The organism is Cellulosimicrobium sp. 72-3 (assembly GCF_013127315.1).
Taxonomy (GTDB): Bacteria; Actinomycetota; Actinomycetes; order Actinomycetales; family Cellulomonadaceae; genus Cellulosimicrobium; species Cellulosimicrobium funkei.
In genome coordinates, this window is record NZ_CP053419.1 from 92,319 (window position 1) to 110,640 (window position 18,322).

At 77.6% G+C, this 18,322-nt stretch carries 20 protein-coding genes; 14 read left to right on the forward strand and 6 right to left on the reverse strand.

What is annotated here, in order from left to right; all coding sequences use genetic code 11:
* Positions 1 to 37: 37 nt before the first annotated feature.
* From HKK73_RS00445 to HKK73_RS00490, 10 genes are all read left to right on the forward strand, one after another.
* Positions 38 to 985 (forward strand): hypothetical protein, encoded by a 948-nt coding sequence (locus tag HKK73_RS00445; RefSeq protein WP_171467180.1) that lies wholly within the window; start codon positions 38 to 40, stop codon positions 983 to 985.
* Positions 982 to 1,701 (forward strand): acyl-CoA dehydrogenase family protein, encoded by a 720-nt coding sequence (locus HKK73_RS00450; RefSeq protein WP_171467181.1) that lies wholly within the window; start codon positions 982 to 984, stop codon positions 1,699 to 1,701. The genes HKK73_RS00445 and HKK73_RS00450 overlap by 4 nt, the downstream gene beginning before the upstream one ends.
* Positions 1,698 to 2,846, forward strand: coding sequence for an acyl-CoA dehydrogenase family protein (locus HKK73_RS00455; RefSeq protein WP_171467182.1), 1,149 nt, complete (start codon positions 1,698 to 1,700; stop codon positions 2,844 to 2,846). Before HKK73_RS00450 ends, HKK73_RS00455 begins: the two co-directional genes overlap by 4 nt.
* Positions 2,830 to 4,317, forward strand: coding sequence for an MATE family efflux transporter (locus tag HKK73_RS00460; protein WP_171467183.1), 1,488 nt, complete (start codon positions 2,830 to 2,832; stop codon positions 4,315 to 4,317). Before HKK73_RS00455 ends, HKK73_RS00460 begins: the two co-directional genes overlap by 17 nt.
* Entirely contained in the window at positions 4,314 to 6,374 is a 2,061-nt protein-coding gene (locus tag HKK73_RS00465) for a hypothetical protein (protein ID WP_171467184.1), read from the forward strand. Before HKK73_RS00460 ends, HKK73_RS00465 begins: the two co-directional genes overlap by 4 nt.
* Complete coding sequence (locus tag HKK73_RS00470; protein WP_171467185.1) at positions 6,371 to 7,069, forward strand: HAD-IA family hydrolase; 699 nt, start codon at positions 6,371 to 6,373, stop codon at positions 7,067 to 7,069. Before HKK73_RS00465 ends, HKK73_RS00470 begins: the two co-directional genes overlap by 4 nt.
* Positions 7,066 to 7,764: a 4'-phosphopantetheinyl transferase superfamily protein gene (locus HKK73_RS00475; protein ID WP_051028342.1), complete on the forward strand. Its 699-nt coding sequence runs from the start codon at positions 7,066 to 7,068 to the stop codon at positions 7,762 to 7,764. The genes HKK73_RS00470 and HKK73_RS00475 overlap by 4 nt, the downstream gene beginning before the upstream one ends.
* The gene (locus HKK73_RS00480; RefSeq protein ID WP_171467186.1) at positions 7,761 to 9,218 is read left to right on the forward strand and encodes a hypothetical protein; all 1,458 of its coding nucleotides are present in this window, start codon (positions 7,761 to 7,763) and stop codon (positions 9,216 to 9,218) included. The genes HKK73_RS00475 and HKK73_RS00480 overlap by 4 nt, the downstream gene beginning before the upstream one ends.
* 148 nt (positions 9,219 to 9,366) lie before the next feature.
* Positions 9,367 to 9,630: a GlsB/YeaQ/YmgE family stress response membrane protein gene (locus tag HKK73_RS00485; protein WP_009863124.1), complete on the forward strand. Its 264-nt coding sequence runs from the start codon at positions 9,367 to 9,369 to the stop codon at positions 9,628 to 9,630.
* Positions 9,631 to 9,675: 45 nt separating this feature from the next.
* Positions 9,676 to 10,023, forward strand: a complete 348-nt coding sequence (locus tag HKK73_RS00490) for an STAS domain-containing protein (RefSeq protein ID WP_170963661.1) — start codon at positions 9,676 to 9,678, stop codon at positions 10,021 to 10,023.
* 24 nt (positions 10,024 to 10,047) lie between these two features.
* Here HKK73_RS00490 and HKK73_RS00495 read toward each other — a convergent pair whose 3' ends face one another.
* Positions 10,048 to 10,962, reverse strand: a complete 915-nt coding sequence (locus tag HKK73_RS00495; RefSeq protein WP_043657079.1) for a LysR family transcriptional regulator ArgP — start codon at positions 10,960 to 10,962, stop codon at positions 10,048 to 10,050.
* 11 nt (positions 10,963 to 10,973) lie between these two features.
* Between HKK73_RS00495 and HKK73_RS00500 the strand changes: the two genes are divergently transcribed.
* The gene (locus HKK73_RS00500) at positions 10,974 to 11,684 is read left to right on the forward strand and encodes a LysE/ArgO family amino acid transporter (RefSeq protein WP_144723502.1); all 711 of its coding nucleotides are present in this window, start codon (positions 10,974 to 10,976) and stop codon (positions 11,682 to 11,684) included.
* A gap of 62 nt (positions 11,685 to 11,746) precedes the next feature.
* Here the strand turns inward: HKK73_RS00500 and HKK73_RS00505 are convergent, their stop codons facing one another.
* Positions 11,747 to 12,133, reverse strand: coding sequence for a hypothetical protein (locus tag HKK73_RS00505; RefSeq protein ID WP_144723503.1), 387 nt, complete (start codon positions 12,131 to 12,133; stop codon positions 11,747 to 11,749).
* Positions 12,134 to 12,289: 156 nt separating this feature from the next.
* Positions 12,290 to 13,027, reverse strand: a complete 738-nt coding sequence (locus tag HKK73_RS00510; protein ID WP_171467187.1) for an aminoglycoside phosphotransferase family protein — start codon at positions 13,025 to 13,027, stop codon at positions 12,290 to 12,292.
* A gap of 105 nt (positions 13,028 to 13,132) precedes the next feature.
* Between HKK73_RS00510 and HKK73_RS00515 the strand changes: the two genes are divergently transcribed.
* A complete protein-coding gene (locus HKK73_RS00515) occupies positions 13,133 to 14,881 on the forward strand; it encodes a SpoIIE family protein phosphatase (RefSeq protein WP_171467188.1) in 1,749 nt (582 codons plus the stop codon).
* A gap of 19 nt (positions 14,882 to 14,900) precedes the next feature.
* On the opposite strand, the gene HKK73_RS00520 is transcribed toward HKK73_RS00515, so the two are convergent.
* The 3 genes from HKK73_RS00520 to HKK73_RS00530 all read right to left on the reverse strand — a co-directional run bounded on the left by HKK73_RS00520 (position 14,901) and on the right by HKK73_RS00530 (position 16,613).
* Entirely contained in the window at positions 14,901 to 15,392 is a 492-nt protein-coding gene (locus HKK73_RS00520; RefSeq protein WP_171467189.1) for a hypothetical protein, read from the reverse strand.
* Positions 15,389 to 15,619: a hypothetical protein gene (locus HKK73_RS00525; RefSeq protein WP_240949611.1), complete on the reverse strand. Its 231-nt coding sequence runs from the start codon at positions 15,617 to 15,619 to the stop codon at positions 15,389 to 15,391. Before HKK73_RS00525 ends, HKK73_RS00520 begins: the two co-directional genes overlap by 4 nt.
* A 136-nt stretch (positions 15,620 to 15,755) precedes the next feature.
* Positions 15,756 to 16,613 carry an MBL fold metallo-hydrolase gene (locus HKK73_RS00530; RefSeq protein WP_171467190.1) on the reverse strand — a complete coding sequence of 286 codons (858 nt, stop codon included), beginning with the start codon at positions 16,611 to 16,613 and terminating at the stop codon, positions 15,756 to 15,758.
* Between the two features lie 55 nt (positions 16,614 to 16,668).
* Here HKK73_RS00530 and HKK73_RS00535 point away from each other — a divergent pair, with 55 nt between their 5' ends.
* Both HKK73_RS00535 and HKK73_RS00540 read left to right on the forward strand, forming a co-directional pair.
* Complete coding sequence (locus HKK73_RS00535) at positions 16,669 to 17,187, forward strand: VanZ family protein (RefSeq protein WP_163186767.1); 519 nt, start codon at positions 16,669 to 16,671, stop codon at positions 17,185 to 17,187.
* Between the two features lie 148 nt (positions 17,188 to 17,335).
* The gene (locus tag HKK73_RS00540) at positions 17,336 to 18,307 is read left to right on the forward strand and encodes a LacI family DNA-binding transcriptional regulator (protein WP_144723508.1); all 972 of its coding nucleotides are present in this window, start codon (positions 17,336 to 17,338) and stop codon (positions 18,305 to 18,307) included.
* Positions 18,308 to 18,322 lie beyond the last annotated feature (15 nt).

Here is an 18,322-nt window from a genome sequence, read left to right on the forward strand (position 1 = left end):
GCTCGGGGGCAGCGGTGCGGGGCCCGGAGCCTCGCCGGTGTCGGATCCGCGCGAGGACGCGCTGCGGGTGCGGGCCGTCGTGGACGTGCCGGTCGACGACCTCGCGCCCGTCGGGGACGGGACGCGGCGGTCGGTCGCGGAGGACCTGCGGTACGTCTACGGCGAGGACCAGCCGACGGACTGGCTCGAGGACGGGCCGGGCCGCGACTACCCGACGATGATCCGCGCGGCGCGCGCGGCGCTCGGTGGGCGCAGCCTGCTCGACGACGTGCGCCTCGTGGTGCTCGTCGTGACGACGCCCGACCTCCAGCACGAACGGCTCCTCGGCGGGTTCGTCGCGGACCTGTTCGACGGCGGCCCGTCCACCTTCTGCGTCACGGAGCAGGGGCTCGCGGGCCCGTTCACCGCGCTGCGCCTCGCGGGCGAGCTGCTCGCTGACGGCGGGTCGGGTGTCGGGCCAGTCGGCGGGCCGGGCGTCGGGTCTGGTGACGCAGCGAGCGGGGGGACGGCCGTCGTGCTCGTCCTCGAGCAGTGCACGCTCCCGCCCGCGGAGACGCGCGTCCCGGCGCGGGACCGCGTGGTCGCGCTCGTCGTCGCGCGCGACGGCGCGGGGCGGCCGGTCGAGGGTCTGTCGGTCGCGCGCGCCCCGCGGGGTCCGCGCCCCGCGGGCCGCGGCGCGCCGGCGGGTTCGTCCGACGCACCCCGCGGCGCGGGCCCGGACGTCCGGCGCGTCGTCCTCGGTGTCGACGTGGACCCGGCCGACGTGCCCCTGCTCGACGGCGACGTCGTGCGGCACGCCGACCCCGGGGCTGCGGCGACGGGCGTCTGGGAGGTGCTCGCTGACGACGACGCCCCGGACGCGCCCGTCGTGCTGCACGAGCGGTGCGTCGAGCTCGGCTACCGCTGCTCGCTCGCCCTCGGTCCGCGGTCGGCCGCGACGGCCCCGGAGGCCGGCGGCCGCGCCCGCGAGGCGGTGCTCGCATGAGCGCGGGGGTCGTCTCGCGGGACGCGGGCACGGTGAGTGCCGACGTCGTGGCGACCGGGGTCCCCGGGGTGCGCGACGTCGCGCGCGAGCAGGGCGCGGTCGCGGCGCTCGTCGCGCTCGCCGCGGTGCTGCCGGTCGCCGTGCTGCCGGGGGAGTGCGTCCTGCTGCCCGACGACGTCGCCCCGCCGCCCGGGTCGGCGCTGCTGGGCGAGGTGCTGTCGGACGCGGGCCCGCTGCTCGCCTGGCGCGCGGCGGCGTCCGAGCCGGTGGACGACCGGCGTGGCCGTGCCGCGGACGCCGCGTGGCGCGTCGGGGTCGCGTGGGCGCGGACCGGCCTGTGCGAACGGCTGGCCGACCGTGCGGTCGACCGGCTGCGCGGCCGGAGCATCGGCGGCACGGCGACGGTGAACCTGCCGCCGGTCCGCCTCGTCCTCGCGGACGCCGCGCTCGCGCACCTGGAGGCGCAGGCGCTGCTGGCGCGCGTGACTCCGGAACCCGGGGAGCGGGCGGACGACGGGCGGGTCCCCGCCACGACGCTCGCGCGGGTCACCGCGGTGCTCGACCGCACGTCGCGCGCCGTCCACAACCTGTTCGGCGCCTCGGGGTTCGTCGACGGCGACGCGGCCCGGCTGGCCCGCACGATCGACCTGCTCGGCCACGCGAGCGGCACGCTGCCGACCGGGGCGACCCGCGGCGGGGAAGGGCAGGACGCATGACCACCGTCGACCTCGTCGCGCTGCGGGACCACCTGCGCCCCGTGGCCGTCGCGCTCCGCGAGCGCGCGCTCGCGGTCGACGCCGACCCGGGTGCGCTGCACGCGCTCCTCGACGCCGGAGTGCTGCCGTACCGGCAGCTGGGCGGCTTCCCGCCGGGCTATCTCGACGACCCGCTGCGCGTGCGGGGCGTGCCCGTGCTCGTGCGGACGTGCGTCGAGCGCGCCGTCGTCGCCGAGACGCTCGCGTGGGGCGACGCGTCCGTCGTCGTCGGGGCGCCGGGGCCGTCGATGTCCGGGGTCGTCGTGGACGACCTCGCGGACGACGACCAGCGCGACCGCTTCTACCGGCACGTCGCGCAGCCGCGCACCTGGACGTTCTTCGGGCTCACCGAGCCCGACCGCGGCTCGGACGCCGCCGCGCTCGAGACCGCGGTGGTCGCAGGAGGCGTCCTGCGCGGCCACAAGAAGTACGTCGGCAACGTCGCCCGGGCCAGCCTTGGCGTCGTGTTCGCGCGGCACCGCCCCGGCCCGCTCGGGGTCGGCGTCTACCTCGTCGACACCGCGCGCCCGGGCTTCGACGCCGCGCCGCTCGTGACGACGGGCATGCGGGCCGTGCAGCTCGGCGAGGTCCGGCTCCGCGACGTGCCGCTCCGCCCGGAGGACACCCTGGGCCGGCACCTCTCGCCGTCGCGCCGCGGGCTCCTCGGCGCGGTCCGCACGTTCAACCGGCTCCGCCCCGTCGTCGCGGCGCTGGCCGTGGGCGTCACGCAGGCGGCCCTCGACTACGTGCGGGCCGAGCGGTCGTCGTTCCGGGCCGACGAGCGCCGGCTGCTCGAGACCTTCGACGACCGTCTCCACGCGGCCCGGGCCCTCGTGCTCGAGGCGGCGCGCGGCGCCGACGCCGACCCGGCGGACGGGACGCTGCCCGCGGCGGCGAAGGCCACGGCGCTGGACCTCGCGGAGGAGGTCACGCGCACGGTGCCCGCGCTGCTCGGCCCCGGCGCGCGGTGGGAGCACCCGTACCTCGACAAGCTCGTCCGCGACGTTCCCGGCCTGGAGATGATGGAGGGCACGCGGACCGTCCAGCGGCTCACGCTCGCCCAGGGCTGGCTGCAGGGCAGGGCACGGCATGTCGAGCTCGTCTAGGGAGGCGGGAACGGCACCGGCCCTGCCCGTCCCCGGGCTCGAACCTGACGCCGCGCTTCCGGGCGGGTCGGGGCTGCCGGGCGCGTCGGCGCCGTCGGTCGCGGAGCTGCGCCGGCGCGTCCTGCGGCTCGCGGGCCCGATCTGCGCCGCGCTCGTCGTCGGGGCGCTCGCGCAGCTCGTCGTCGCGGCGCTCCTCGGCCACATGGGCGACGACGCCCTGTACGTGCGCTCGCTGTTCATCCCCGTGACGTTCCTCGTCCTCGCCGTCCAGGAGGGTCTCGACGTCTCGACGCAGGTCGGGTTCGCGCGCCTGCGTGGCGCGCGCGGCCGGGACGACGTGCCGTCGTCCGCGACGGCGGCGCTCCTGGGGCGGTTCGTCGCCGCGGGCGGTGCGGTGCTCGGCGCCGTGGCTCTTCTCGTCGTCCTCGCCGCCCCGGCGCTCGCGACCGTGCTCTCCGTGCCGGGCCCGCTCGTCGCGGAGTTCGTGGCGTTCGCGCGCTGGACGGTGCTCGCGAGCGTCCTGTCCGTGCCGACGGCGGTGGCGGCCGCCGCGCTGCGCGGCTGGGGCCGCACGGGCGCGTCGGCGACCGTGGCGCTGCTCGTCGCGGGGCTCCAGGTGCTCGTCGTGTGGCTCGTCGGGCTGGTCGGCGGGTTCGGCGTCCTCGCCGTCCCGGTCGCGATCGCCGGGTCGACCCTCGTCGGCGCGGGCGTCGCGTGGGCCCTCCTCGTGCGCGCACGCCTCCTCCCGCCCCCGGGACGACGGATGCGCGGCGCCGCGCGACCGGGCGCGGCGGACCACCGGGGCGTCGACGTGCGCGCGCTCCTCCTCGGCGTCGGCCTGCCGGTCGGTCTGTCCTACCTCCTGCTCACCGTGACGAACCTCGTCATGGTGTGGGTGCTCGGGCCCTCGGGGACCGACGTCGTCGCCGGGTTCGGCGGCGCCGCGACGGTCCAGACGCTCGTCGTCGTGCCGGCCATCGGCCTCGCGGCCGCGGTGAGCATCGTCATGAACCAGCAGTGGGGCGCAGGTGCGCTCGGCCTCCTGCCGCGCACGTTCCGGGCCGGGACGGTCGTGGTCGCGGGGACGTACGTCGTCGTGGGCGCCCTCGTGCTCGCGGCGGCGCCCCTGCTCGCGGGGCAGCTCTCCGCCGACCCGGAGGTCGCCGCGCAGGCTGCGCTGTACCTGCGGGTCGTCGGGCCGTCGTACGCGGGCGTGGGCCTCGTGCTGTACCTCGTGACGCTGCTCGAGCAGCTCGGGTACGGGCGCGTCGCCGTGACGCTCAACGTGCTCTACCACGCGGTGTCGCTCGGGGTCGGCGGGGCGCTCGCGCGGGCGGGCGGCGGGCCGACCGCGCTGTACGCGACGATCGCGGTGGCGAACGTCGTCGGGCTGGCCGTCCTGCTCCCCGTCGCGGTGCGTCTCGTGCGACGACGCGCGGGCGGCGGCCGGGCGCGGAAGGTCGCGCCGTGACGGCCGGGCCGGCGGTCGCGCGCGCCGGGGAGCCCGGGCCGGGGCGGGTGACCGCCGCGCGGGGCGAGGTCCGCGACCCGGTGCTGAGCGTCGTCGTCATGCACCACCCGGCGCGGGGCGACGTGTCCGCCCTCGTGCGCGCGTGCGCGCCGCTGGACGTCCGCGTCGTCGAGGACCCCGACCCGGACGGTCCACCCAGCCCGCTGCGCACCGCGAAGCGCGCCTGGGCCGCCGTCGCGCCCGGCGCGACGCACCACCTCGTGCTGCAGGACGACGTCACGCCCGTCGCGGGCTTCGCCGAGCTCGTCCGGCGGGCGGTGCGGGCCCGGCCGCGGCACGCCGTCGCGCTGTACTCGAACTGGAACAGCCCGCGCAACGCCTACCTCGTGCGCGCCGCCGCGGCGGCGGGCCAGGCCTGGGCGCCGCTCGGCCACGACGAGTGGGTGCCGACGCTCGGCCTCGTGCTCCCCGCCGACGGCGCCCGACGGCTCGCCGCGCACCTCGCGACCCTGCCCGACGACGCGCGCGACGACGACGAGGCCGTCGTGACGTTCTGCGCGCGCGAGCGGTACCCGGTCGTCGCGACGCTCCCGCACCTGCTGGAGCACGGCGACGGCCCCAGCCTCGCGGGCAACGACGCGCACGGCGCCCGGCACGCCACCGTCCCGGCGGGCGACGTCGTCGACCCGGACGCGTGGGACCGGCCCGGGCCGGAGCGCACGCCGGCGCGCGTCCCGGCGACCCTGCGGCCGGTCGCCGTCACGCTCGAACGGTCGCGCTGCACGCTGCGCGTGCTGCGGCCCGCGGCGGGCGAGCCGCTCGAGCACCCCTTCGGGTGGGCCTGGGACGCCTGGGCGGGGTGGCTCGGCGTCGACCCGGCGGTCGTCGCGCACGACGTCGCGGCGCTCGCCGCGGGCGTCTGCCCGCGGCTGGGGGGCGTCGCGCCCGCCGCGCTCGTCGAGCTCGGCGCGGCGTGCTGGCTGCTCGGGTCCGACGTCGCGCGGACCGCCTGGCCACCGCCTGCGGGCCCCGGGACGACGGCGCACCGGGCAGCCGCGGTGCGGACGTGGGTGCTCTCGGGGCTGGTCCCCGCCGACCGCCCCGAAGGCCGCGTCGACGAGCTCGTCGCGTTCGGTCTCGATGCGCTCGCCGCGGGCGCGGCCTGGGCGACCACGGTGCGGGACGCCGCCACGGCGGGCGGCGCGTCCCCCGCGGGGCCCGCCCGGCCCGGCCCCGGCGGGCGCGGAGACCGGCCCGACCCGGCCGCACGCGACGACCGTCGCGGCCCGGCCGCTGGCGACGACAGTCCCCACCCGGCCGCTCACGACGACCGTCGCGGCCCGGCCGCTCTCGGCGACCGGCTCGACCCGGCCGCGCTCGACGCGGTGCGGGTCCTGGCCGAGCGGGACGCGGCCGTCGTCTGCCGCGTGGCCGGTCCCGCGGTGCCGGTGCGGGTCGTCGTGCACGACTGCGCGTCGTGCGGTGCGCAGGCCGCGGACGCCGTCGCCGACCTCGCCGCGCACGGCGACCTCGACGGCGCGGCCGAGCACCTCGTGGCGGACGAGCAGGACGTCGTGGACGAGCACGGCGTCGTGGCCGAGCACGGCGTAGCGGCGACCGCCGTCGGGTCGGACGACACCGTGTCCTCCGCGGGCGACGGGACGGGCCGCCCTCACCCGGCGCCTGGCGGCCCCGACCCCGTGCACGGCGACGGGCGGACCAAGGACGCCCGGGCGACGGTGGAGGTCCTCGCGTGCGAGCGGCTGGAGGTGCGGGGGTTCCTCGGCCTCGTGCCGGGCGGACGGCACGTCTCGCGCGGGCTGTGGGCGGCACGCCGGGCGTCGGCCGCGGGCGGGGAGCGGCTCGACGCCGCCGACCTCCTCGTGGCGCTCGCGGACGAGGCGGCCGGCCTGCCCGTCGTGGCCCGCGCGGTGGGCGAGCCGCTCGGCCGCCCGAGCCGCGCGCCGCTCGGCCTCCAGCACGCGACGGGTGCCGCGCAGGAGTACGCCGACCGGTACGCCGCGGCGCGGTCCGCGCGCGCGGCGGAGCTGCTGTGAGCGGCGGCCCTGCGGGCGTGTGGCGGTGGCGCGGCGACGCGCTGCTGCTCGACCTCGACGGCACGCTCGTCGACTCGTCCGCCGCGATCGAGCGCCACACGCTCGCGTGGGCCGCCCGCCTCGGGCTCGACGGCGCGGCCGTCGTCGCCGCGTCGCACGGGCGGCGCGACGTCGAGGTCGTCCGCCTCGTCGCGCCGGGCGCCGACGTCGCGCGCGAGGTCGCGTGGCTGCACCGCCTCTCGTGCGACGACACCGAGGGCGTCGTCGCCGTGCCGGGCGCGGCCGAGCTGCTCGCCGGGCTCGCCCCGCGCACGTGGACGGTCGTGACGTCGGCGGCGCGCGAGGTCGCGCTCGCGCGCCTCACCGCGGCGGGGCTGCCGGTGCCGGGGCCCCTCGTGTGCTCGGAGGACGTGACGCGCGGGAAGCCCGACCCCGAGGGCTTCCGCGCCGGGGCCCGGCTGCTCGGCGTCGACCCGCGGCGGTGCCTCGTGCTGGAGGACTCGGCGGCGGGCGTCGCGGCGGGTCGCGGGGCGACGGCGGCCGTGCTCGCCGTCGGGCCCGAGCCCGTGCCGGGGGCGCACCACCGCGTGCCGGACCTGCGGCCGGTGACGGCACGACCCCTGTGCGGCGGGCTGGAGGTCCTCGTGCGGGCCGACCGCCCCCTGCGCGTCGCGAGCCTGGAGGTCGTGGCATGAGCGGAGTCCTCGACGTCGAGGCCTGGTACGTCGACACGACGGTCCCCGTGCTCGGCGGCGACACCCTGCTGGGCGCGGCGGAGCGGGCGCGGTCCCGGCGGTTCGCGGTGGCCGTCGACGCCTCCCGGTACGTGCACGCCCACGTCGCCGCCCGCGCGATCCTCGCGCGGCGCGCGGGCCTGGCACCCGCGGACGTCGGGTGGGAGGTGGGGCCGCACGGGAAGCCGGGGCCCGTCGTCGGGCAGCGGTGGAACCTCTCCCGGAGCGGGGGGCACGCGCTCGTCGCGCTCGCCGCCGACGACGTGGGCGTCGACGTGCAGGTGCGCGACCCTCGCGTGGACGTCGCCCGCGTCGCGGCGCGCTACCTCGCCCCCGCGGCACGGACCGCGGGAGCCGCCGACGACTGGCGTCGCCTCGCGCGCCTGGAGGCGTGCGCCAAGGCGGTCGGCGGGCGCCTGCTCGACGTGCTCGGCCTCGACGTCGCGGCCCCGGGGCTCGTGCGGGCCGACGACGGCGCGTGGCGCGGGCAGGAGTGGTGGGTGTCCGACGTGCCGGCCCCGGACGGAGCCGTCGCCGCGTGCGCGACGCCGGGCGCGCGCCCGCACGTGTGCCGCGTCCGGACGTGGCCGGGGGAGCAGCGCGACCGCCCGGTCCGCGTGCCGCGACCGGTCGCCGCAGGGGAGGGGGCCCGATGAGGGTCGTGCACCGGGTCGAGGTCCGCGGGAGCGCGGGCGAGGGGCCCGCCACGTGGGGGCAGACCGCCATCCGGCGGGCCCTGGCGGCGCTCGCGCCGCAGGACCACCAGTTCAACCTCGTGTGGGGCGGTCCGCTCGACCGACCGCTGCCCACCGCCGCGGCGGTGGAGGTGGTGCGCGCGCTCGTCGAGCGCCACGACTCCCTGCGGACGCGAATGCACGCGCGGGGCGACGGCTTCGTCCAGGAGCTCTGCGGTGTCGGGACGGTCGAGGTGGTCGAGGAGCGCGTCGACGACCTCGCCGCCGTCGCCGTGCGCGGCGCGCGCATGCGTCACGAGCTCTGGGGCCGGAGGTTCGACTACGCGACGGACCTGCCCGTGCGCGCCGGTCTCGTGACCGTCGACGGCGCGGTGCACCACACCGTGCTCGTCCTCGCGCACACGGCCCTCGACGGCTGGGGCCTGCCCGTGCTCGACGCCGACCTCACGGCCCTCGCCGCGGGGAGCGCCCCGCCCGAGCGGGCCGCGTGGACGCCGCTCGACGAGGCGGCCTGGCAGACGTCACACGACGGCCGCCGGCACGACGCCGCCGCCCGAGCCCGCACCCTGCGCACGATGCGGGCGGCGCCCGTCGTCGTCTTCCCGCGAGGGAGCGCCGACGGCGAGGGCCCGGACGGCGGGGACGCCGACCGCGGGAGCGCCGTCCGCGAGGGCAGAGGAGACGAGGGCACGGAGGACGGAGGCGCGGGAGGCGCGGAGGCCGCCGCGCGGCCGCGCTACCGGCAGACCGTCCTGCGCTCGCTCCGCCTCGGGCCCGCGGCGGAGCGCGTGGCCGCCCGGTGGCGCACGAGCACGTCCGGCGTGCTGCTCGCGGCGTCGTGCCGGGCGCTGGCCGCCGCCGCGGGCCGCGGCGACCTCGCGCTCCAGGTCATGGTGAGCAACCGGTTCCGGCCGGCGCTCGCGGACGCCGTCGTGACGACGGCGATGGAGGGGCTGCTCCACGTCGACGGCCTCGACGCCCCGTTCGAGGAGGTCGGGCCGCGCGTCTGGCGGGCCGCGATGACGGCGTACCGCTCGGCGTACTACGACAAGGACCTGCTCCGGCGGGAGGCCGCCGCCGACCTGACGACCGCGCACGACGGGACCTGCTGGTACAACGACCGGCGCGGCACCGGGCCCGACCGGACGCTGCGCGCACGACCCACGCGGTCGCGGCGGCTGGCGCGCGCCGACGCGTCCGACGAGCAGGGCGGCGTCACGCTCACGCTGCACCTCGTGGACGCGCCGGACGGCGGCGTCGACGTCGTGCTCACGGCGGACGCGGCGCGCCTCGACGACGCGACCGCGGCGTCCGTGGTGCGGGACGTCGAGCGCACGGTCCTGGCGGCGTCCCGGGCCCCGACCCCGCCGTCGCCTCGACGCGCCCCTCGGCCTGCCGCCCCGCGCGCCCCCTGACCGGGGCAGCGAGGGCTGCGCCCCGCGCGTCGGGCGGTGTGACGTCCGCAACGGGGTGCGGGTGAGACGGCGCCAGCGCGTGCGAGGAGTCCCGGACCCTGGGAGTGTTCACGTCCGCAAGGGAAACCGACATATCGGAGGAGTACTCATGGGTTGGATCGCGTACATCGTCCTCGGCCTCGTGGCCGGTCTCATCGCCCGTGCCGTCCTGCCGGGCAAGCAGACCGGTTCGGTGATCATCACGATCCTGCTGGGCATCCTGGGCGCGCTGCTCGGTGGGTGGCTCGGCTCGGTGTTCTTCGGGACCTCGCTGGGCGACCTGGGCGACTTCCGCACCTGGCTCCTCGCCATCCTGGGTTCGCTCATCACCCTCGGCGTGTACGGTGCGGTCACCCGGAACAACCGGGGCTGACCGTGCGCACGGCGCACCGTCGGTGACGTCGGGGACGGGAGCGTCGTGGGGAGCACTGGCACCGGGGGAGTCCGCGTCGAGGACGGCGGCCGTCGCTGGGTGATGTGGGGCCAGATCGACTTCGCGGTCACCCACGACGTCAAGGCACGGCTCGCCGCCACGATCGACGGCCGACCCAAGACGGTCGACCTCTCGGCCGTGACGTTCATGGACTCGTCGGGGCTGCACCTGCTCCTCATGAAGGTGACCGAGGAGTCGCGACCGCGACTCCTCGGCGTCCCGCCCCAGGTGCTCGAGATCCTGGAGTTCAGCCACGCCCTCGACCTCGTCGAGATCGTCGGCCCCGACGAGGTGCCCCCGCCCGACGAACCGGCCGGTGCGCTGGCCGGCTGACCGACGCCCGCGGCGCGCGACGTGCTATCCCAGCGCGTCGCGCGCCGCGCGTGCGACCGCTGTCGCGAGCCGGTCGAGCGAGGCGGAGTGCAGCCGCCACTGCTGCCAGTGCTGCGGCACCTCCGTCGCCCGCTCGTCGTCGAAGCCGACGAGGCGCCCGGCCCGCTCGGCCCGGGCGCTCTGCAGGTCGGGCAGCATCGCCCACCCCATGCCGAGCTCGACGGCCCGGCGGAACTCGTGCGACGCCGGGACGTAGTGGCGCGGCGGGTCGAGCGCGGTGCCCGCCTCCTCCGCCCGCAGCCGCAGGTAGCGCTCCTGGAGGTCGTCCTTGCGGTCGAACGCGAGGACGGGCGCCCGGGAGAGCGCGGCGGCCGTCGGGCCGTCGGGGAACCAGCGCTCGACGAACGCCGGGCTCGCGCACGGCCGGTAGCGCATCCGGCCCAGGAGGGTCGACCGGCAGCCCGGCACCGCGTCCGCCACCGACGTGACCGCGGCGACCGCCGTCCCGTCGCGCAGGAGACCGATCGAGTGCTCCTCGTCCTCGCGGAGCACCTCCAGCCGTGCCCACCGCGCCGCCTCGGCGAGCGCGGGCAGCGCCCACGTCGTCAGGGCGTCCCCGGAGACGACGAGCGTGATCTCGGGCAGCGCGGCCGGGTCGCCCGCGTCCTGCCCGTCCCGCCCGATGCCCAGCTCGGCGAGCACGTCCGCCTGCTGGAGCGCGAGGTGACGTGCGTGCCGCACGAGCACCCGCCCGGGCGGGGTCAGCTCCGCGGGCTTGCCCCGCCGCACCAGCACCTGCCCGACGGCGGACTCCAGCGCACGCATGCGCTGGCTCACCGCCGACGGCGTGACGCCGAGCCGGCGCGCCGCGGCGTCGAACGTGCCGGTCGCGGCGATCGCCTCGAGGGCGCGGAGCTGGTCGGGCTGCAGGTCAACCATGAACGCATCTTATGGTTCTGCAGAATCTGTCGCTGTACTTCATCGAGCCGCGTCCCTACCGTCGAGGGGTGCTGTCCTTCCTCGCGCCCCTCGCCGCCGGCCTCGCCGCGGGGCTGTCCCTCATCGTCGCGATCGGCGCGCAGAACGCGTTCGTGCTGCGCCAGGGGCTGCGGCGCGAGCACGTGCTGCCCGTCGTCCTCGTCTGCGCGGTCTCGGACCTCGTGCTCATCGCGGCCGGGACGGCCGGCCTCGGTGCGCTCGTGACGGGTGCGCCCGTGCTCCTCACCGTCGTGCGCTGGGGTGGCGCCGCGTTCCTCCTGACGCTCGCGGCGCTCGCCGCCCGGCGCGCGCTGCGCCCCGGAGGGCTCGACCCGGCGTCGGGCGCGGGGGCGACGTCGGCGCGGTCGGCCGTGGGCACGTCGCTGGCCCTCACCTGGCTCAACCCGCACGTGTACCTCGACACGGTCCTGCTGCTGGGGTCGCTCGCCGCGGGCTACGCCGCCGCCCACGCGGGCGGGGTGGGGGCCGGAGGCGCCGACACCGCCCGGTGGTTGTTCGGCACCGGGGCGATGGTGGCGAGCGTCGTCTGGTTCACCGCGCTCGGCTTCGGCGCGCGGCTGCTCGCGCCGGTCTTCGCCCGGCCCGGGGCCTGGCGCGTGCTCGACGGCGTGATCGCCCTCGTCATGGCGACGATCGGGGTGTCCCTGCTGCTGGGTGGCTGAGCGGCTGGGAGCAGGTCACCGCGCGGGTCACGCGGGGGGTGCGGGGCGGTGGGGCCGCGGGGTCAGGGCGTCGGGTCGAGCTGGTAGAACGTGCGGATGCGCTGCTGGGTCGCCGGGTCGATGCGGCGTCGAGGGCTCGTCGAGCCGCCGGCGTGCACCGCGATCCACGAGCGCAGGACCGTGGGCTGGACGTCGACGACGCGCGCGAACTCGTCCACGGTGGGCCACGCGGGCTGCGGCGTGCGGACGCGCGGGCCGCTCGCGGCGAGGTGCAGGTCGTCGCCCCAGGCCATGGCCTCGGCGGTCGACGGGAACCCGCCGATGCGGCCTGGCGTCGGGAACGGCTTCTCGAGGCACCACTCCGTGCCGCGCGCGACGATGCGGTAGACGCCCTCGGGCGCGCGCGCCTCGTACACGTCCGGTCCGGTGTTCCCCCAGTTCAGCCCCATGGGCCACATCTTCAGCGGAAAGCGCTGTCAGCGGAAGGGACCTTCGTCAACTTCACCCGCTCTCGCTACTGGACGCTTGTCCAGTTCGCATCTAGCGTGAGGGACAGCCGGTGCCGCATCTCTGCCCCCTGCTGGTGCGGCACCGGCAACCACCCCTCACCCCCGCGGCAGGCGCTCGACGTCCCGCCGGTAGAGCGCGGCGTGCTCCCGCAGGTCGTCGCGGCCCGTCGTCCGGGCACGCTCCTCGGTCCAGTCCGCGAGGTCGAGCAGGCGCTCGCGCATCGTGCGGAGCACGACGGCGGACCCCGGCGCCGCGTCCGGCCCGTACGCCTCCAGCAGGTGCGCGAGCCGCTCCTCGGGCCGGGCGTCCGCGGGAGCGGGCATGTCCTCGCACCACCCGCACATCCGGTAGGCCAGGTAGGCGAGGTCCCACGCGCGCGGCCCGGGCGCCGCCATGTCGACGTCGATGAACCCGACGACCCGCTCGCCGTCGTGCACCATGTTGTACGGCGCGACGTCGTTGAGGCACACGATCTCCGCGGGCTCGCGCACCGGCGAGCGCCACACGGCACCCGGGGGAGCGAAGCCGACCGAGGCGTCGTGCACCGTCCGCAGCATCCCCGCCGCCTGCTCGCGTGCCGCGGCCGTCCACACCCAGTCCGGGATCGGCCAGCCGCCCGTCTCGCCGGGGATCCAGCCGAGCACCTCGCGGCCCTGCTCGTCGAGCCCCAGCGGGGCGGGCACGAACGAGGCGCCCTGCGCACGCACCCACGCCAGCAGCGCCTGGACGGTCGGGGTCCACGGACCCGCCGAGCGCCGCACGGTGTCCCCGCGCCGCACGACGTCGTTCACGTTGCCGCCGGTGAGCTCCTGCTCCGTCGTCGTGTCGTCCATGGCCCCGATCCTGCGCGGTGCGCGCAGCGTGGAACAGCGATTAACGGCCCGTCTCAGCACGCCCCACGCGCCGTCCCGAGGCCCGGAGCCCTCTACGATGCGGAGGTGAACGCGGACGCGAGCTGGTTTGACGAGGCGACGTCGGGCAGCGACGTCGGTCGCCTCGCTCGCGAGGTCGCGTGGGCGGACACCCCGCTGGGGGAGCCCGAGACCTGGCCGGTCGCGCTCCGCCACGCGGTGCGGCTGTGCTTCTCCACCCGGTTCCCCGCGATGCTCGTGTGGGGTCCGGAGCTGACGCTCCTCTACAACGACGGGTACCGGGACCTCCTCGGCACGGACAAGCACCCGAGCGCGCTCGGGGCGCCGGTCCGTGCGGTGTGGCCGGAGATCTGGGACGACATCGAGCCGCTGTTCGACGCGGTGCTCACCGAGGGCCGCGCCACCTGGAGCGAGGACATGCCCCTCGTGATGAACCGCTCCGGCTTCGACGAGGAGACCTACTTCACCTTCTCCTACAGTCCCCTCGTCGACGACGACGGACAGATCGCGGGCGTCCTCGACATCGTGACGGAGACGACCCGGGAGGTCGTGAACCAGCGCCGCCTGCTCACGCTCGGGGAGCTGCACGCCGTCCTGCCGACGACGGCGGGCAGCCTCGCCGCGTTCGCCCGGCCGGTGGTCGAGGTGCTCGCCCGCAGCGCCGACGTCGCGCGCGTCGCGTTCTACGCCATCGACGGTCCGCGCCCGCGCGTGCTCCTGGAGGCGGGCCACGCGGCCGACGGTACGGAGGCCGACGCCGTCGGGCGCACGCTCAGCACCGGGCAGCGCGAGGTCGCGGCGGGCCGCGTCGTGAAGCCCCTGCGGGACGCGAGCCCGCGGGGCGCCGCGGGCGTGCTGGTCCTCCAGGCGGCGCCCGGCCGCCCGTGGGACGACGACTACGCGCGCTACCTCACCGGTCTCGCCACGACCATCGGTGCGGCGCTGCGCGACGCCGCGCGGATGCGCACGACCCTGGACGAGCTGCGCCGTCGGGCGGAGCGGTCGGAGGAGGAGACGGCGCGCGCCCGCGAGCTCGCGCTCGTGCTCCAGCAGGCGGTGCTCACCGAGCCGCCGCAACCCGAGGACCTCGAGGTCGCGGTGCACTACCAGCCCGCGACCCACGACCGCGACATCGGCGGCGACTGGTACGACGCGTTCGTGGCGTCCGACGGCGTGACGACCCTCGTCATCGGGGACGTCGTCGGGCACGACCTCGGCGCCGCCGCGACGATGGGCCAGCTCCGCGGCCTGGTGCGCGCCATCGGCTACGACAGCGGCGCGACCCCGGCCCGCCTGCTCGAGCGCGTGGACGCCGCGATCGACGGTCTCGCCCTGGGGATCAACGCCGTGGCGACCGCGGTCGTCGCCCGCATCGAGCAGAGCGACGACGAGCGCTCCCGCGGCGTGCGGACCGTCCGCTGGTCCAGCGCGGGCCACCTGCCCCCGGTCGTCGTCCGCGCGGACGGCGCGGTGGAGGTGCTCACCGTGCGCAACGACCTCCCGCTCGGGCTGCGCCCCGGTGCGGGCCGGCACGACCACACGGTCGAGCTCGACACCGACGACACCCTCGTCCTGTACACGGACGGCCTCGTGGAGCGCCGCGGGCACAGCATCCGCGACGACGTCGCCGCGCTCGCCGACGCGCTGCGGGGCCTGGCGGGCGCGAGCCTGGACGACGTGGTGCGGACGGCGCTCTCCCAGGTCCTCCCCGGCGACGGGGAGGACGACGTCGCGCTCGTCGCGCTCCGCACCGGTCCGCAGGCGGCGGTCGTGCGGCGCGACGTCCCCGGCACCCCGGTGGCAGTCTCGGCGTGAGTCCCGGCGAGCGCCCGCGTCAGGGGGCGACGTCGACGAGCGCGGACGGCGGCGCAGCGCACCCGATCGTCGGGTCGACCTCGCACACGGTGGGGGCGTGCCGGAGGCTCACCGAGACCTCGGCCTCGCCGGTCGGCACGTCGTCAGGGACGGGGAACTGGCCCACCGCGTCGCCCTCGTCGTCGGGTTCGAGCACGCCGAGGGAGACGCTGTACCGGCCGGTGGCGGGATCGTCCGCGGGCCCCGCGACCGTGATCAGCACCTCGTAGCGCGCGCGGGCGGGCAGCACGCGCTCGCACCCCGTGCTTCCGCTGCTTCCCGCCACCTCGACGTGCAGGTCGTCGCCCGGAGCGACGCGCTGCGGCGTCACCAGCGGGTCGTCGGGCTGGCAGTACGCCGTCGGCTCGCCGGTCCCGAGAGCGCAGCCGGACGCCACGGCCACGACGACGGCCAGCCCGCAGAGCGCCCTGCGGGCGACCTGTCCACGGCCGGGCGGGGAGGACGCCGTCACGGCCGCGGGTCGACCCGGCGCCACGGCTTCTCGTCGCGCCGTGCGCCCGTCCCGGCGGCGCAGCGGCGGCAGACGGACGTGACGGCGTCGGCGTCCCGCCCGGTCGCGGGCTGGACGTCGGCCCACGTCACGTGGGGGAACCGCACGAGACCCTGGCGGCTGAGCTGCAGGCGGCACACCGTCGCGTTGGTGCCGCGCTCCCACGCGTGGACCTCGCCTGCGGGCATGCGGACGCCCTCCGGATCGACCCACGTCCCCGTCGCAGCCACCGCGGCCCCTGAGACACGTCTCGGCATCGTCGTCACCTCCCGCTCCCATCCTCGGCCGGGCCGCGCGCGGTCGCAGCCCTGGCCGGTGGTGCGGTCAGGTGAGGTGGTCGAAGTCGCCGCGGACCCAGGCGGCGTGCCGCTGGGCGGAGCGAAGCACGACCGCACGGGCGTCGGCGGGGATCACGCCCTCGAAGTTGTTGTAGAGCCGCTCGAACGGGCGCCGCGCCACACGCTCGGCGACGCGCAGCACGACGGCCGCCGAGAGCGGGATGCGGTTCGGGTAGGACCGCATGAAGCTCACGGACGTGCGGTCGGGGTTGGCGAAGATCGTGTCGCCCGAGAGCAGCACGCCCCGCCCGTCGGCGCCTGCGGCCCAGTGCACGACGGCGCTCCCGGGGAAGTGGCCGCCCGGCTGCGAGAGCACGACGCCGGGCAGCACCTCGCGCTCGCCGGTCCACGTCTCGACGACCGGGTCGGGTCGCGCGACCCAGTGCGCGTCCGCCTCGGCGACGAGCACGGGGACGTCGCCGAGCGCACGGCTCCACTCGACCTGGACGCCGAACATGTGGGGGTGGCTCGCGGCGATCGCGACGACCGGGCCGAGCGCGCGCACCTGCTCGACGGCGGCGTCGTCCACGTAGCCCGGCGGGTCCCACAGCAAGGTGCCTGCCGGGGTGCGCACGACCTTGGCCTGCTGCCCGATGCCGACGGTCGGCTCGCTCGTCAGGCCGAACAGGTCGGGCTCGAGCTCCTCCAGCACGAGGCGCTCGCCCGCCGCGGCGAGCTCGGCGAGCGTGGTCCACGCCTGGCCCGTGGCGGGCACCCACTGGCGCTCGTCGGCGCAGATCGCGCACACCCCGGGGCGCTCGGCGTGCTCGACGGCGCACGTGCGGCAGATCCACCAGCCCGCGTCCGGGGTCGGGACGGGGGAGGGCGCAGGCGTCGTCGTCATGGCACAGGTCTACCGTGCCCCGCCGACACGCGTCTCCTGAGAGACTGTCGCCCCCATGATCTCCACGCTCCTCGTCGCGCACCCCTGGATGTCGCCGCTCGCGCTCGCGGCCCTCGTCGTCGTCGGCCCGCTCGCGGGCGCGTGGCTCGTCGGGCGCCGTCGGCTCACCGGCGCGCTGCTCGCCCTGTCCCTCGTGCCGCTGCTCCTGCTGACGCTCGTGCCGGTCGACCGCGAGCTGTACGCCGTCTGCACGGTGGGGTGGGCCGTGCCGACGCCGGCCCGGGTCGAGCTGTTCGCGAACGTCGTGCTGTTCGTGCCGCCGGTCCTCCTCGCGGCACTGCTGCTCCGCCGCCCGCTCGTCGCGCTGCTGGGCGGGGTCGTCGCGTCGGCGCTCGTCGAGGCGTTCCAGGCGCTCGTCCCGGCGCTGGGACGGTCGTGCGACACGAACGACTGGCTGTCCAACTCGATCGGCGCGCTCGTCGGCGCGGGGATCGCCGTCGTCGCGCTGCGCCTCGCCGCCCGGCGGGTACGCACGACGGACGGCGACCGCGTGGCCGCGAGCCGCGCCTCCTGACGACGCGGTCGCGCGCCCGACCGCGGCCGGGGAACTCCAGCGCGGACACGGTGTGGGAACGCTTCCACGGAGCGCGGTCCCCGGGTTAGCGTGGTGCTCCGGGCGCGTCGCCCGTCACCGCCGACACGACCCCGCCCAGGAGAACGCCATGCCGACCACCACGCTCGACGACGTCGCGGCCGCCGCGCGCGTGTCGCGGTCGACGGCGTCGCGCGTCGTGCGCGGGGCGGGCCGCGTGTCGGACGAGGCGCGCCGCGCCGTCCTTGCCGCGGTCGACGAGCTGGGCTACGTGCCGCACCCGGGCGCGCGGGCGCTCGCGAGCGGGCGGGGCGAGCGCGTCGTGGTCGCGGTCGGGTCGCCGTCGGCGGACCTGCTCGCCGATCCCTACGTCGCGCGCGTCGTCGCGGCGGCGAGCCGCACCGCGGACACCCAGGGCGTCGGGGTCGCCCTGCGCTGGCTCGGCCGCGACCCGCGGGAGGAGCTGCGTCGCCTCGCGCGCGACCCCGGCGTGGGCGGCGTGCTGCTCGTCGACTACTCGGCGGACGTGCTCGCGAGCGTCCCGCGCGAGCTCGTCCCGCGCGTCGCGGCGATCGGCCCCGCGGACGGCCGCGTCCCCTCGTACGACGTCGATGCCGCCGCCGGGATCGCCGCGCTCGTCGAGCACGTGCTCGCGGACGGACGGCGCGACGTCGTCATGCTCACGGGACCGGGCTGGCTGCCCGGGTCGCGGCGTGCCGTCGAGGCCTACGAGAGCGTGGTCCGGGCGGCGGGGCGCCCGACGCGCGTCGTCGCGGCCGACCTCTCGTGGCTCGCCGGCGCGGAGGCCGCGCGCGAGGCGCGACTGCGCTGGCCCGGCGTCGACGCGCTCGTCGCGATGAGCGACACCCTCGCCGTGGGCGCGATGCGCGCGCTCGCGGAGGACGGCGTCCGCGTGCCCGACGACGTCGCCGTCACCGGGTTCGACGACCAGCCGTTCGCGGAGCAGGCCGGTCCCGGCCTGACGACCGCCACGCACCCGGTGGAGCGCATCGCGGCCGCCGCGACCGCGGCCCTGCTCGGGCGGCGGCACGACGACGAGCGGACGTTCCCGTCCGTCGTCGTGCGGCGCACGAGCGCCTGACCCGGCCGCCAGGAC